Below are 12,506 nucleotides of genomic sequence, written 5' to 3'. Positions count from 1 at the left end.
CATGGACTGGATCATGGCCTTGAAGGTCCTGGACGGTCCTGCCGGCGCGCTGGTTTCCGTGGGCTACCTGCAGGCGTCGGTGGGCCTGCTGACGGTCTTCCTGTTCGGCCTCCACTCCCGCTGGGCCTGGCCCGTGCTGCTGGTGCAGGAGGCCCTGGTCTTCCTGCTGCTGCTTACGCCGGCTTTCGACGGCGGCGGCGGGTTCTTCGTCGATGCCTCGATCGGCGTGGCGCTGCTGCTGCCCTGCTACGGCGCGTGGCGCTGGCGGTCCGCCGCCCCGCTCCTTGCGCCGGGTGCAGCCGGCCCGGCGGTGTGGGTGCAGCGGGCAACGGGCCGAACCTGGGCGGCCGCCGTGCTGGTCCTCATCGCCGCCACGGTGGTTTTCGTGGCCAGCGATATTCAGGCGGGCTTTCCCTTGGAGGGCGGCCTGCTGACCGTCCTCCTGCTCCAGGCGTTCTACGCGGCGGTGATGACGGTGGTGTATCTGGGGTTGGCGCACCGGATCTATGAGGCCTGGTGGCTGTGGCTGGCTTTTGCCGTGGTGCAGCTGGCCACCTCGCTGGTCTTTCCCAGCCAGCCGACGCCGCAGCTGCTGTATGGCGCCACCGTGCTGCTGGTGCTGTTCGCCTTCTGGCGTTGGCACACGGTGGTGTTCCTGCCCGTCCCCGGGGCCCGGGCCGCCGGGGACGCGGCAGGAGGAGGAGCTCCGGCTACTTCTCCACCAGTGTGAGCACGTCGTAGGTCGCGACGATCTCGTCGTTCTGGTTGGTCAGCACGGCGTCCCAGGCGACCTCGCCGTATTCGTCCGTCTCGCGCGGGGTGATGCGCTTGGCGGTGAGGGTCACCCGGATCGAGTCGCCGGCTGCCACCGGAGTGATGAAGCGCAGGTTCTCCAAGCCGTAGTTCGCCAGCACCGGTCCCGGTGCCGGCTCCACGAACAGCCCGGCACCCCAGGCGAGCAGCAGGTAACCGTGCGCCACAATGCCGGGGAAGAACGGGTTGGCGGCGGCGGCCTCCTGGTTGGTGTGGGCGTAGAAGGTGTCGCCGGTTTCGTTGGCGAACGCGGTGATGTCCTCAAGCGTGACCTGGCGGAGCTCCGAACGGATGGCGTCGCCGATCCGCAGTGTGGCCAGGTTCTTGCGGAACGGGTGCACGTCGTCGAAATACTGGTCGGCGCCGGTATGCCACACGCCGGTCACGGCGGTGAGCATGTTCGGCGAACCCTGGATGGCGGTGCGCTGCATGTGGTGCAGCACGGAGCGGATGCCGCCCAATTCCTCGCCGCCGCCGGCGCGGCCCGGTCCGCCGTGGACCAGGTGCGGCACGGGGGAACCGTGGCCGGTGGACGTCTTGGCGTCTTCGCGGTTGAGCACCAGCACGCGGCCGTGGTGGGCGGCGATCCCGGTAACCAGCACGCGGGCGGCCTCGGGGTCGTTGGTGGCGACGGTGGCCACCAACGAACCGGAGCCCTTCGCGGCCAGCCGGACGGCGTCGTCGAGGTCCTCGTAGCCGATGACGGAGGAAACCGGGCCGAAGGCTTCCAGCGAATGCACGGCGTCGGCCTCGGCATCGGCCCAGGTCAGCAGCACCGGCGACATGAAGGCGCCCTCGGAGTCGCCCACGGTCCCGTCGGCGCGGGTAACCTGCGGCGAATCGAGCGTGCCGTAGGCGAGCTCGCCGCCGGCATCGATCATGGCCTGGACGGCTGCGCGGACGTCGTCAAGCTGCTCCACCGAAGCGAGCGCGCCCATGGTGACGCCTTCGGCCCTCGGGTCGCCGACGACGACGCGCTGTTCGATCCGGGCACGCACGGCGTCGGCGACGTCCTGCATGCGGTCCTTGGGGACGATGGCGCGGCGGATCGAGGTGCACTTCTGGCCCGCCTTGGCCGTCATTTCGGTGACCAGCGACTTGATGTACGCGTCGAACTCCGGGGTGCCCGGCACCGCGTCGGGCCCGAGGATCGCGGCGTTGAGCGAATCCGCCTCGGCGGTGAAACGGATGCCGCCCTGGGCCACGTTCGGGTGGGACTTCAGCAGGTTCGCGGTGTCGGCGGACCCGGTGAAGGCCACGGCGTCGCGGTAATCCAAATGGTCCAGCAGGTCACGGGCAGAACCGGAAATCAGCTGGAGTGAACCGGCCGGCAGGATGTTGGACTCGATGATCAGCTTCACAGCGGCGGCGGCCACGTAACCGGTGGGAGTGGCCGGCTTGACGATGGTGGGCACGCCGGCGATGAAGGCCGGCGCGAACTTCTCGAGCATGCCCCACACCGGGAAGTTGAAGGCATTGATCTGCACGGCCACGCCGGGAATCCGGGTGTAGATGTGCTGGCCCATGAACGAGCCGTCCTTGGCCAGCACCTCTGCCGGGCCGTCCACCACGATTTGCGAGTTCGGCAGTTCGCGCCGCCCCTTGGACCCGAAGGTGAAGAGCACGCCGATGCCGCCGTCGATGTCGATCATGTTGTCGATCTTGGTGGCGCCGGTGCGGTGCGAAACCTCATACAGCGCATCGCGCCGCGCATTCAGGTACTGGGCCAACTCCTTGAGCTTGAGCGCGCGCTGGTGGAAGGTCAGCCGGCCCAGCGAGGCCTGGCCGACGGTGCGGCCATGTTCGACGGCTGCGGCGAGGTCGAGGCCGTCCGTACTGACCCGGGCGAGCACGGCGCCGGTGCTGGCATCGCGGACCTCGGTGCCGGACACATCGCCCTCGGGGGTCCACCAGGCATCCTGGATGTAGCTGGGAACAATTTCGACATCAACGGCGGTAGAGGTCATCGTTGACAGCCCTTTCTTCGCCCGGCCCCGGTGCTGGCGCAGGATGGGGCGGGACATAAAATACTGAACGGTCGGTCGGTAACGTATCCAGCCTACATGACAGCCGCAGCCGGCACAGCCCCTTTTCGGTGACCGCATGGCGCCCGCCCGCCGAAGGATTCAGGCGAGCCGGCGGCGGAGCGCGTCGACATCGGCGGGCGTCAGGCCATGGCGCAGCAGGAACGGCTCCACCTCCAGCTGGGCCAAGACCTGCAGCAGGGACCCGCGCATCTCCGCCACCCGCGCCTCCAGCTCGTCGCCGCCAACGTACCGCTCCACCGGATGCGGGTAGGGGCTGACCCTGTGCCAGTCGTTGATGCCCCGAATGCCCAGCTCGTGCGCGTCGGCGATCCGCTCGGCCGGGACACCCGCGAGCTGCAGCAGCATCATGGAGACCATGCCCGTGCGGTCCCGCCCGGCGGAGCAGTGGACGACGACGGCGCCCTCCGCGTGTGCCAGGGTGCGGAACACCTCGGCGATCAGGTGCGGGAAGACCCGCACGTTGTCCAGGTAGAAACGCGGGTGGTTCATGTACGGGGCGCTGTTGGCGAACTCCGCGTGCCCGGGCTCTTCGGTCGGCCGGTTGAGCACCGTGAATTTATCCAGGGCCCCGGCCGGCACCACCGGATCGGTCGGCCGGCGCGAGCGCTCGCCCGGGTTCCGCAGGTCCACGATGGTGCGCACGCCGTCGTCGTACGCCTGCTGCCAGCCCGCGGCGGTCAGCCATTCGGCGCGGCCCATGCGGAAGATGTCCCCCGCCACCCTGCGGGCGTTGACCGCGCCTTCCCAGGCAACAGCGCCGGCATCGCGGGACCGTTCGGACGACATTGCAGCAGCCTACCGCCGGGCGGCTAGTCCTCCCAGTCGAAGAAACCCTTGCCGGACTTGCGGCCGAGTTCGCCGCGGGCCACCTTGTCGCGGAGGATCTGCGGCGGGGCAAACCGGTCCCCGAGCGTGGAATGGAGGTATTCGGCGATGCCGAGGCGCACATCCAGCCCCACGATGTCGGTGGTCTTGAGCGGGCCGACCGGGTGCTTGTAGCCCAGCACCATCGCGGCGTCGATGTCCGCCGCGGATGCCACGCCCTCTTCCACCATGCGCATGGCTTCCAGCGCGATGGCCACCCCCAGCCGGGAGGAGGCAAACCCCGGCGCGTCGTTGACGACGACGGCGGTCTTCCCCAGTGCCTCGACCCAGCTCCTGGAGGCGGCGGCGAGCTCTTCCGACGTCTTCGGGGCCAGCACCACTTCGACCAGCTGCGAGGCCGGGACCGGGTTGAAGAAGTGCAGGCCGCAGAAGTTCGCCGGGCGCTGCAACTGGTCGGCCAGCTTGGCGATGGACAGCGAGGACGTGTTCGTCGCCAGCCAGGCCGTCGGGGACAGCTGGGCCTCGACGGCCTTCAGCGCGGTGGCCTTCAGCTCGAAGTCCTCCGGCACCGCTTCCACGACCAGCCCGCACGCGGCGAACGAACCGTAGTCGACGGAGACCGACAGCCGGGACTTGAGCGCGTCCAGGGGTTCGGTGGCCGTGCCGCGCTCCACGCTCTTGGCCAGCGCCCCCGTCACGCGCTCGCGGGCCGCCTCGGCGGCGGCCTCGTCGCGTTCCACCACGACGACGTCGGCTCCCGCCGTCAGGAACGCGTGGGCGATGCCGGCGCCCATGCGCCCGCCGCCGAGGACACCGACGTTGTTGGGAATAGTCTGCACAGAATTCATCTCGCTCACTTCGATCCTTGCTGCTCTGCGGCGCCGGGGCTTCGGACGGCGTCCCCGTCCGGGGCGGCGGCAGCCGTCTTGACCGCACTGCGGGCTGCGCTCTTGGCCGCGCTCTTGGCCGCGCTCTTGGCCGCGCTCTTATCTAGGAAGGCCTGCATCCGGTCGAACTTGGCCTGCGACTCGAACAGGATGCCCTGGGCGATGGTATCGATCATCGGGTGCGCCTCGCGCGGGGTATGGAACACCGACTTGGTGATGCGCACGGCCAGCGCATCCTGCTTGCCGATCCGGTCGGCCAGCGCATGCGCGGCGTCGAGGAGCGCGGCCGGCTCGTGGATCTCGGTGACGAGGCGGGCCGCCAGCGCTTCTTCGGCGTCCAGGATGCGGCCGGCCAACAGGATCTCCTTGGCCAGCGGCTCGCCCACCAGTTCCTTCAGGCGCCAGGTGGCCCCCGCCGCGGCCATGATGCCCAGGCCGACCTCGGGCTGCCCGATCTTGACGGAAGGCGTGGCGATGCGGAAGTCGGCGGCGTAGGCCAGTTCCGCTCCCCCGCCCAGCGCGAAGCCGTCGAGCGCCGCGATGACCGGCATCGGCAGCTGGGCAATGCGGTGGAATACCGTGGAATTGATTCCGGCCAAGGCGTCATCACGACGGCGTTCGCGCAGCTGGGAGATGTCCGCACCGGAGGCGAATATTCCCTTGCCGTTGACCTCGGTGCCGGACAAGATGAGGATCCTCGGCGCCCGTTCCAGGACGGCGCAGACGGCATGCAGTTCGTCCACCATGGCCTGGTCGATGGCGTTGCGGACCTCCGGGCGGTTCAGCGCGAGGTGGACGCGGTCCTCCCGCTCGTCCAGCCGCAGCGTGCTGAAGGAGTAGTCGTCGAAGAGCATCAGACCCGCTCAACGATCATGGAGGTGCCCTGGCCGACGCCCACGCACATGGTGGCCAGGCCACGCTGCGCGCCTTCGCGCTCCATCCGGCCCAGCAGGGTGACCACCAGGCGCGATCCGCTGGAACCGAGCGGGTGCCCCAAGGCGATGGCGCCGCCGTCGTTGTTCACGATCGACTGGTCCAGCTTCAGGTCGCGCAGCACCGCGAGCGACTGGGTGGCGAAGGCCTCGTTGAGCTCCACGGCGCCGAGGTCGTCGATGCTCCAGCCGGCGCGGTCCAGCACCTTGCGGGTGGCCGGCACCGGCCCGATGCCCATGATCTCCGGTGCGACGCCGGCCGAGGCGCCGTCGACAATGCGGGCGCGGGGGGTCAGGCCGAACTTCTTGACGGCGGCCTCGGAGGCGACCACGATGGCCGAGGCGCCGTCGTTGAGCGAACTCGAGTTGCCGGCGGTCACCACGCCGTCCGCGCGGTTGATGGGCTTCAGGCCGGCCAGGACCTCGAGGGTGGTGCCGGGGCGGGGTCCCTCGTCGGTGTCGACGACGGTGTCGCCCTTGCGCCCCTTGACCGTCACCGGGACGATTTCTTCCTTGAGCCGGCCGCCCTCGATGGCGGCGATGGCCCGCTGGTGGGACTGCACGGCGAAGGCGTCTGCGTCCTCGCGGGAAATTCCGTAGACGTCGGCGACTTCCTCGGCGGTTTCCGGCATGGAATAGGTCATCTTGCCGTCGCGGCTGAGGTCGCCGCTGGCGAAGCGCTTGTTGACGAAGCGCCAGCCGATGGAGGTATCGAAGATCTCGCCCGGCTTGGCGAAGGCCTTGCCCGGCTTCTCCTGCACCCAGGGTGCGCGGCTCATCGATTCGACGCCGCCCGCGATGACGATGTCCGCGGCGCCGGCCTTGATCATGTGCGACGCCTGGATGATGGCGCTCAGGCCGGAGGCGCACAGCCGGTTAACGGTGATGCCGGGAACGTGGTCGCCGTAGCCCGCCAGCAGCCAGGCCATGCGGGCCACGTTGCGGTTTTCCTCGCCCGCCCCGTTGGCGTTGCCGAGGATGACCTCCTCGACGGCATCCGGATCGATGCCTGCCCGGACCACGGCTTCCTTGACGACTAGCGCCGCCAGGTCGTCGGGACGGACCGCCGAGAGCGCCCCTCCGTAGCGGCCAACCGGGGTCCGCGCCCCGCCAATCAGGAATGCCTCAGCCATAGAAATAATCCCTCGCGCTTGATCGTTCAACGGTGACGATGAGCGGTCGCTTCGGCTGCCGCAGGCGACTAAAATTACCGACCGACCGTTCTATAAAGAATCCCACGCGGCCGGGGAGGGGTCAACTGCCGTGACGCAGAAGGTCCGAGGCAGCGCCCCGACGGAACCCGGCCGGCTCAACCGGCGGTTTCGTCCCGGCCCTCGGCCTTGGCGGCGATCTCTTCCAGGTCTTTGGCCATCTGCTTGCGCGCCACGCGCAGTCCCAGCTTTCCGAAGAGCGCCATCATCAGCCTCGGGAGCGTTCCCGGGTTCTCCAGCTCGGCCCCGAAGAACATGGCCAGCCGGGTGCCGCCGTCCACGGGCGCGAGCGTGAGCCTCGTGGTGTAGTCGGCGCCGTTCGATGCCGCCTTGACCGTCGTCGACGCCGGCGCGTCGACGTCCGCCACCCACATCTCCTCGGTGGCTTCCTTGCCCATCATCTTGCGGGTTTCGCGCCACCGGAAGCCCTCGGCGTAGTCGCCGGGCGTCAGGATCTCGACCCGCGTCACGGAGCTCAGCGTCCGGGCGGAGCCGGGGATGTCGGTGATCACGCGCCACACGGCGTCGACCGGTGCGTTGACGTGCCGGACTATTTCAAGGTGATGGCCCACGGTCGCTCTTTCGGAAGGAGTCAGGTTTCGAACAGCCTAGTGGAGGCACTGCTCCCGGCGCAGCCGCGGAACGGCAACGATAAACTCGAAGGGTGACTTCCGAGAGCCCCGCCCCAGCCAGTACCGCCAACACTACCGCCGGCCACGCCGGAGTCCCGGCGCAGCCTGCCCTGCCGGAGAAGGTTTCCGACCTCTTCGACCCGGCGCGGTGGCGCGTGGTGGAAGGCTTCGACTTCCAGGACATGACCTACCACCGCCAGGTGGAGCGCGACGCAAGCGGCAACGTGGTGCGCGACCTGCCGGCGGTGCGCATCGCCTTTAACCGGCCGGAAGTGCGCAACGCCTTCCGGCCCGGCACCGTGGACGAGCTGTACCGCGCCATGGACCACGCCCGGATGACGCCCGATGTGGCCACCGTGCTGCTCACCGGCAACGGCCCCTCGCCCAAGGACGGCGGCCACTCGTTCTGCTCCGGCGGCGACCAGCGCATCCGCGGCCGCGACGGTTACCGGTACCCGGTGGAAAACGCGGCCGGCGAGTCGGCCGAATTCATCGACCCGGCCCGCGCCGGCCGGCTGCACATTCTGGAAGTCCAGCGGTTGATGCGCACCATGCCTAAGGTGGTCATCGCCGTCGTCAACGGCTGGGCCGCCGGCGGCGGACATTCCCTGCACGTGGTGTCCGATCTGACCATCGCCTCCCGGCAGCACGGCAAGTTCAAGCAGACCGACGCCACGGTCGGCAGCTTCGACGCCGGCTACGGCTCGGCACTGCTGGCGCGGCAGATCGGCCAGAAGGCTGCCCGCGAGATCTTTTTCCTGGCCCGGGAGTACTCGGCCGAGGACATGGTCCGCATGGGCGCCGTCAACGAGGCGGTGGACCATGAGCGGCTCGAGGAGGTGGCGCTGGAATACGCGGCGGACATTGCCCGGCAGTCCCCGCAGGCCATCCGGATGCTGAAGTTCGCGTTCAACCTGGCCGACGACGGACTGGCCGGCCAGCAGGTCTTCGCCGGTGAAGCCACCCGCCTGGCGTACATGACGGACGAGGCCGTCGAAGGCAAGGAAGCTTTCCTGGCCAAGCGCGACCCCGACTGGTCGTCGTTCCCCTACTACTTCTAGGGCGGGCGGCATGGACATCGAGCCGGCACTGGCAGCGCTGACCGCGGCGCTGGGCGGCGAGGGCCCCGCCGTCGAACTCGCCCCGGACGGCACCCCGGTGCCGGTGTCCTCGCCCGGACTGGTTCCCGGGACCGCCGCGGTCGTGCGGACCTCGGGGTCCACCGGCACACCCAAGGCCACCATGCTGGGGATCGACGCGCTGGCCGCGTCGTCGATGGGCACCGCCCTGCGGCTGGGCGGCGAGGGGCAGTGGCTGCTGACGCTGGCGCCGAACTACGTGGCCGGCCTCCAGGTTCTGGTCCGCTCCCTCTACGCCGGCACCCGGCCCCGGGCGATGGACCTGTCCGGCGGGTTCACCGCCCGCGCGTTCACCGACGCGGCAGCCGCCCTGACCGACCGGTTCCGGATCACCTCGCTGGTGCCCACCCAGCTGCACCGGCTGCTCGCCGCGGCGGAGCCCGAAACGCTCAAGGCGCTGCGCCGGTTCGATGCCATCCTGCTCGGCGGCGCCCGGATGCCGGAGGCGCTGCGGGCGGAGGCGGCCAAACAGTCGCTGAAGATCGTGCGCACCTACGGCATGAGCGAGACCTGCGGCGGCTGCGTGTACGACGGCGTCCCGCTCCAGGGAGTCACCCTCCGGCTGGAGCGAGGCAGGGTCCTGATCGGCGGCGACGTGGTTGCCGGGGGCTACCTGGACAATCCGCAGCTGACCGACGCCCATTTCAGCGCGTCCGGCGGCACGCGCTGGTTCCGCACCGAGGACCTCGGCGAGACGGACGACGCCGGCGCGCTGACCGTCATCGGGCGCGCGGACGACGTGCTGATCACCGGCGGCGTCAAGGTGTCCGCGGCGGCCGTCGCCGAGGCGATCGAGGGGCTGCCGGGCGTCCAGGCCGCACTGGTGGCGGGGATTGACGATCCCGAGTGGGGCACCAGAGTCTGCGCCGCCGTCGTGGGCTCCGCCGCGGAAGCGGACATCGAGGCCCGGGTGCGCCGGGCGCTGGGCGCCCCCGCCGTCCCGCGCCACCTGGTGCGCCTCGAAGCGCTGCCGCTGCTGCCCAACGGCAAGCCGGACCGGCTGGCCGTGGCCGATCTCCTGCGCCGTGCGGCGGCGGAGGCCGCCGGCCACGACCGCGGCTCGCGTGGCGGGAAACCGCCGTCGCCGTGACATCGGCCACTCCTGCGGCGACGGCTGCACCGGCCTTCCGCTTCCATGGGCGAGAATAGACCGGTGCTGCGGCTGCCCGCAGCCAACGATGCATGAACCCCCACAGGTAAGGACTCTCCACAGTGGCTACAGCCGGGCAATGGTTCGAAGGGGCACGGCCCCGCACCCTCCCGATGGCGGTCGCTCCGGTGATCATCGGCAGCGCGGCCGCCTACGACCTGGGTTCCTTCCGGCCGCTGCATGCCCTCCTCGCGGCGCTCATCGCTGTCCTGTTTCAGGTGGGCGTGAACTACGCGAACGACTATTCGGACGGCGTCCGCGGCACCGATGACGTGCGGGTGGGCCCGCTGCGGTTGACCGGGTCCGGGCTGGCCAAGCCGAAAGCGGTGAAGGCCGCCGCGTTCGCCAGCTTTGGGCTGGCCATGGTGGCCGGGCTCGCCCTGATCATCCTGTCGCAGACCTGGCCGCTGCTGCTGGTGGGCGTCGGCTGCGTGATTGCCGCCTGGGGATACACCGGCGGCAACAACCCCTACGGCTACCGGGGGCTGGGCGAAGTGTACGTGTTCCTGTTCTTCGGCATTGTGGCCACCATGGGGACCACCTACACGCAGGCCCTGCAGGTCAGCTGGCCGTCCTTCCTCGGCGCGGTCGGGACCGGCCTGATCGCCACGGCACTGCTGATGGCCAACAACGTCCGCGACATCCCGACGGACCGCGAGGTGGGGAAACTGACGCTGGCCGTCCGGATGGGCGACGAGGCGGCGCGCGTCAGCTACGTCATGATGCTCGCGGTGGCGCTCCTGCTACCGCTCATCATGGTCTACGACTTCCCGTGGATCCTGCTGGTGCTGCTGCTGGTGCCGGCGTGCCTGACGCCGAGCTGGCTGATGCTCAAGGGCAAGAAGCGCGAAAGCCTCATCCCGGTACTCAAGCAGACCGGGATGATTAACCTCGGGTTCGCCACCGCCTTCGCGCTCGGCGTGGTGCTGAGCCGGCTGTCGTAGCCGCCTCCCGGCCGGTAGCCGCGGCGGCGGCTCGCCCGAAGCCGGGTCAGCCCCGGTCCACGGGCCGGGTGCCGTCCGGCTTCTGCCCGGAGTCCCGGGTCCTGCGGTAGGAATCCACGTTCAGTTCGCCGTGCTGATCGACGGCGGCGTCCTCGGCCAGCGCGTCCGAAATCTCCGTCGAGGTCCTCGGTGCCTTGGCTCCGGCGGAGAACCGGCGCGCCAGTGCCGCCCCCGCTTCGTCCCTCATCTTGCGGAAGAACAGGTACGTGATGCACCAGCCCATGATCGCTGCGGCGAGGGCCGAGTAGACGACACCCAGCCTCAAAAACAGGCAGATGACAAAGATGACGGCCATGATGCCGAGACGCAGGGCGCTGAATTTCCAAAAAGCCACGCCTCAAGTTTACGCTGCCCGCGAGATCGTCCGGCCGGTCCGAAGATTCATCAGCCCCCGGCTTAACGCTCACCTACAATTGACTCATGGTCCGTCTCTTTGTCCTGCTCGCGGTTCTGGCCCTCGCGGTGGTGATCTATGCCCTCATCGAGTGCATCCGGTCGCGGCCGCACGAGGTGCGCAGTATCTCAAAACCGGGATGGATCCTCACAATCATCCTGGTGCCCCTGATCGGAGCCCTGATGTGGTTCGTGTGGGGCCGCCCCAGGACGGGCGGCCGGCAGGCCCAGCAGGCTCCCCGCCCGGTGGCCCCGGACGATGACATCGCCTTCCTGCGCACGCTCGATGCGCAGCGCCGCGCCAAACAACGTGAAGAGGAACTGAACCGCAAGGAGCAGGAGCTCAAGAAGCGCGAGGACCCCAAGCACGGCGGCGAGGACAAGCCCGCGGCCCATGACGACCGCCAGTTGAGCGAAGACGACCCGGAGAACGGGCCCCGCTAGGCGCCCGCTGACCTGACGCCGGCGTCCGGCTCCCGCCGGTCCCCGGACCCGCAGAAGGCCCGCCGCCCCGATGGGCTGCGGGCCTTCCGTTGATTCGGGGGCTGCGGGCCTTCTGTTGATTCGGAGGCTGCGGTCCTTTGTCTTGATTCGGGCCGCGGCCTTTGGCCGATGCCGGCGGCTTGTCCTAGACCCCGGCGTAGCTGTGCAGGCCGGCGAAGAAGACGTTCACGATCGTGAAGTTGAAGACCACGCACAGGTAACCGACGATGGACAGCCAGGCTGCGCGGGTACCGGTCCAGCCGCGGGTGGCGCGGGCGTGCAGGTAGCCGGCGTAGACCACCCAGATGACGAAGGTCCACACTTCCTTGGTGTCCCACCCCCAGTAACGGCCCCAGGCCTGTTCGGCCCAGATCGCGCCGAGCACCAGCGTGAAGGTCCAGAACACGAAGCCGACGGCGTTGAGCCGGTAGGCGGCGTTCTCCAGTGTCAGCGCCGAGGGAGCCAGCCGCATGAAGGCCAGCTTGTCCGCCTTGCCGGCGCGGCCGCGGGCCTCGCGTTTCGCTTGCACGAGCTGCAGCACGGACATGGCGAACGTCAACGTGAACAGCGCCGACGCGAGCACGGCGACCGAGACGTGGATGATCAGCCAGTAGCTCTGCAGGGCGGGCACGAGGTGGGCCACCGGCGTCGGGAACCCGATGGACGCCGCGATCAGCATGACGACCACAAGGCCGATCACGAACGAGCCGAGGAAGCGAAGGTCCTTGCGGGTCAGCGCAATCAGGTAGACCACTGCCACCATCAGCGCACCCGTGGTGCAGAACTCGTACATGTTGCCCCACGGCACGCGGTGGGCGGCCAGGCCGCGGGCCACCACGCCGGCGGCCAGGATGACGGTAGCCAGCACGCTCAGGGCCACGCCGATCCGGGCGGCGGCACGCCGTTCCTTGCCGTAGTTCATCGAGTCCGCGGCCATCTCGACGCCGGCGCCCGCGCCGGCCGCCCTCGCGCCTGCAGCTGCCGACGCC

The 12,506-nt window shown here is 69.5% G+C and carries 13 protein-coding genes; 5 read left to right on the top strand and 8 right to left on the bottom strand.

The genetic code is table 11. From position 1 onward, the window contains the following. Position 1 precedes the first annotated feature (1 nt). Positions 2–730, top strand: coding sequence for a nicotinamide mononucleotide transporter (locus AC5RUH_RS13165; protein WP_494049490.1), 729 nt, complete (start codon positions 2–4; stop codon positions 728–730). On the opposite strand, the gene paaZ is transcribed toward AC5RUH_RS13165, so the two are convergent. From paaZ to AC5RUH_RS13135, 6 genes are all read right to left on the bottom strand, one after another. After that, positions 711–2,780, bottom strand: coding sequence for a phenylacetic acid degradation bifunctional protein PaaZ (paaZ, locus tag AC5RUH_RS13160; protein WP_494000616.1), 2,070 nt, complete (start codon positions 2,778–2,780; stop codon positions 711–713). The two genes, AC5RUH_RS13165 and paaZ, sit on opposite strands and share 20 nt — an antisense overlap. 159 nt (positions 2,781–2,939) lie before the next feature. Next, positions 2,940–3,647, bottom strand: a complete 708-nt coding sequence (locus AC5RUH_RS13155; RefSeq protein ID WP_494128801.1) for a tyrosine-protein phosphatase — start codon at positions 3,645–3,647, stop codon at positions 2,940–2,942. A gap of 23 nt (positions 3,648–3,670) precedes the next feature. Beyond that, a complete protein-coding gene (locus AC5RUH_RS13150) occupies positions 3,671–4,534 on the bottom strand; it encodes a 3-hydroxyacyl-CoA dehydrogenase family protein (protein ID WP_494001297.1) in 864 nt (287 codons plus the stop codon). 5 nt (positions 4,535–4,539) lie between these two features. Further along, positions 4,540–5,427: an enoyl-CoA hydratase/isomerase family protein gene (locus tag AC5RUH_RS13145; RefSeq protein ID WP_494128800.1), complete on the bottom strand. Its 888-nt coding sequence runs from the start codon at positions 5,425–5,427 to the stop codon at positions 4,540–4,542. Next, positions 5,427–6,638, bottom strand: a complete 1,212-nt coding sequence (locus AC5RUH_RS13140) for a thiolase family protein (protein WP_494000619.1) — start codon at positions 6,636–6,638, stop codon at positions 5,427–5,429. Before AC5RUH_RS13140 ends, AC5RUH_RS13145 begins: the two co-directional genes overlap by 1 nt. A 176-nt stretch (positions 6,639–6,814) precedes the next feature. Continuing rightward, a complete protein-coding gene (locus tag AC5RUH_RS13135) occupies positions 6,815–7,288 on the bottom strand; it encodes an SRPBCC family protein (RefSeq protein ID WP_494128799.1) in 474 nt (157 codons plus the stop codon). A gap of 170 nt (positions 7,289–7,458) precedes the next feature. Between AC5RUH_RS13135 and AC5RUH_RS13130 the strand changes: the two genes are divergently transcribed. The 3 genes from AC5RUH_RS13130 (at position 7,459) to AC5RUH_RS13120 (ending at position 10,581) form a co-directional block, all read left to right on the top strand. Then, a complete protein-coding gene (locus tag AC5RUH_RS13130; RefSeq protein ID WP_494023277.1) occupies positions 7,459–8,409 on the top strand; it encodes a 1,4-dihydroxy-2-naphthoyl-CoA synthase in 951 nt (316 codons plus the stop codon). A 10-nt stretch (positions 8,410–8,419) separates the two neighbouring features. Continuing rightward, entirely contained in the window at positions 8,420–9,577 is a 1,158-nt protein-coding gene (locus AC5RUH_RS13125) for an AMP-binding protein (protein ID WP_494049487.1), read from the top strand. 122 nt (positions 9,578–9,699) lie between these two features. Further along, positions 9,700–10,581, top strand: a complete 882-nt coding sequence (locus AC5RUH_RS13120) for a 1,4-dihydroxy-2-naphthoate polyprenyltransferase (protein WP_494000622.1) — start codon at positions 9,700–9,702, stop codon at positions 10,579–10,581. A 46-nt stretch (positions 10,582–10,627) separates the two neighbouring features. On the opposite strand, the gene AC5RUH_RS13115 is transcribed toward AC5RUH_RS13120, so the two are convergent. After that, a complete protein-coding gene (locus AC5RUH_RS13115) occupies positions 10,628–10,975 on the bottom strand; it encodes a DUF4229 domain-containing protein (RefSeq protein WP_494128798.1) in 348 nt (115 codons plus the stop codon). Between the two features lie 86 nt (positions 10,976–11,061). On the opposite strand from AC5RUH_RS13115, the gene AC5RUH_RS13110 reads away from it, so the two are divergent. Further along, positions 11,062–11,478, top strand: a complete 417-nt coding sequence (locus tag AC5RUH_RS13110) for a PLD nuclease N-terminal domain-containing protein (RefSeq protein ID WP_494128797.1) — start codon at positions 11,062–11,064, stop codon at positions 11,476–11,478. A 184-nt stretch (positions 11,479–11,662) separates the two neighbouring features. Here the strand turns inward: AC5RUH_RS13110 and ccsB are convergent. Beyond that, positions 11,663–12,506, bottom strand: an 844-nt coding sequence (ccsB, locus tag AC5RUH_RS13105; RefSeq protein WP_494128796.1) for a c-type cytochrome biogenesis protein CcsB, incomplete at its 5' end; no start/stop codon positions are given.

This window comes from Arthrobacter sp. Y3223166, from assembly GCF_059090935.1.
Note: the sequence above shows the minus strand (reverse complement) of the source record. Positions and strands in the feature narration are given on the sequence as shown.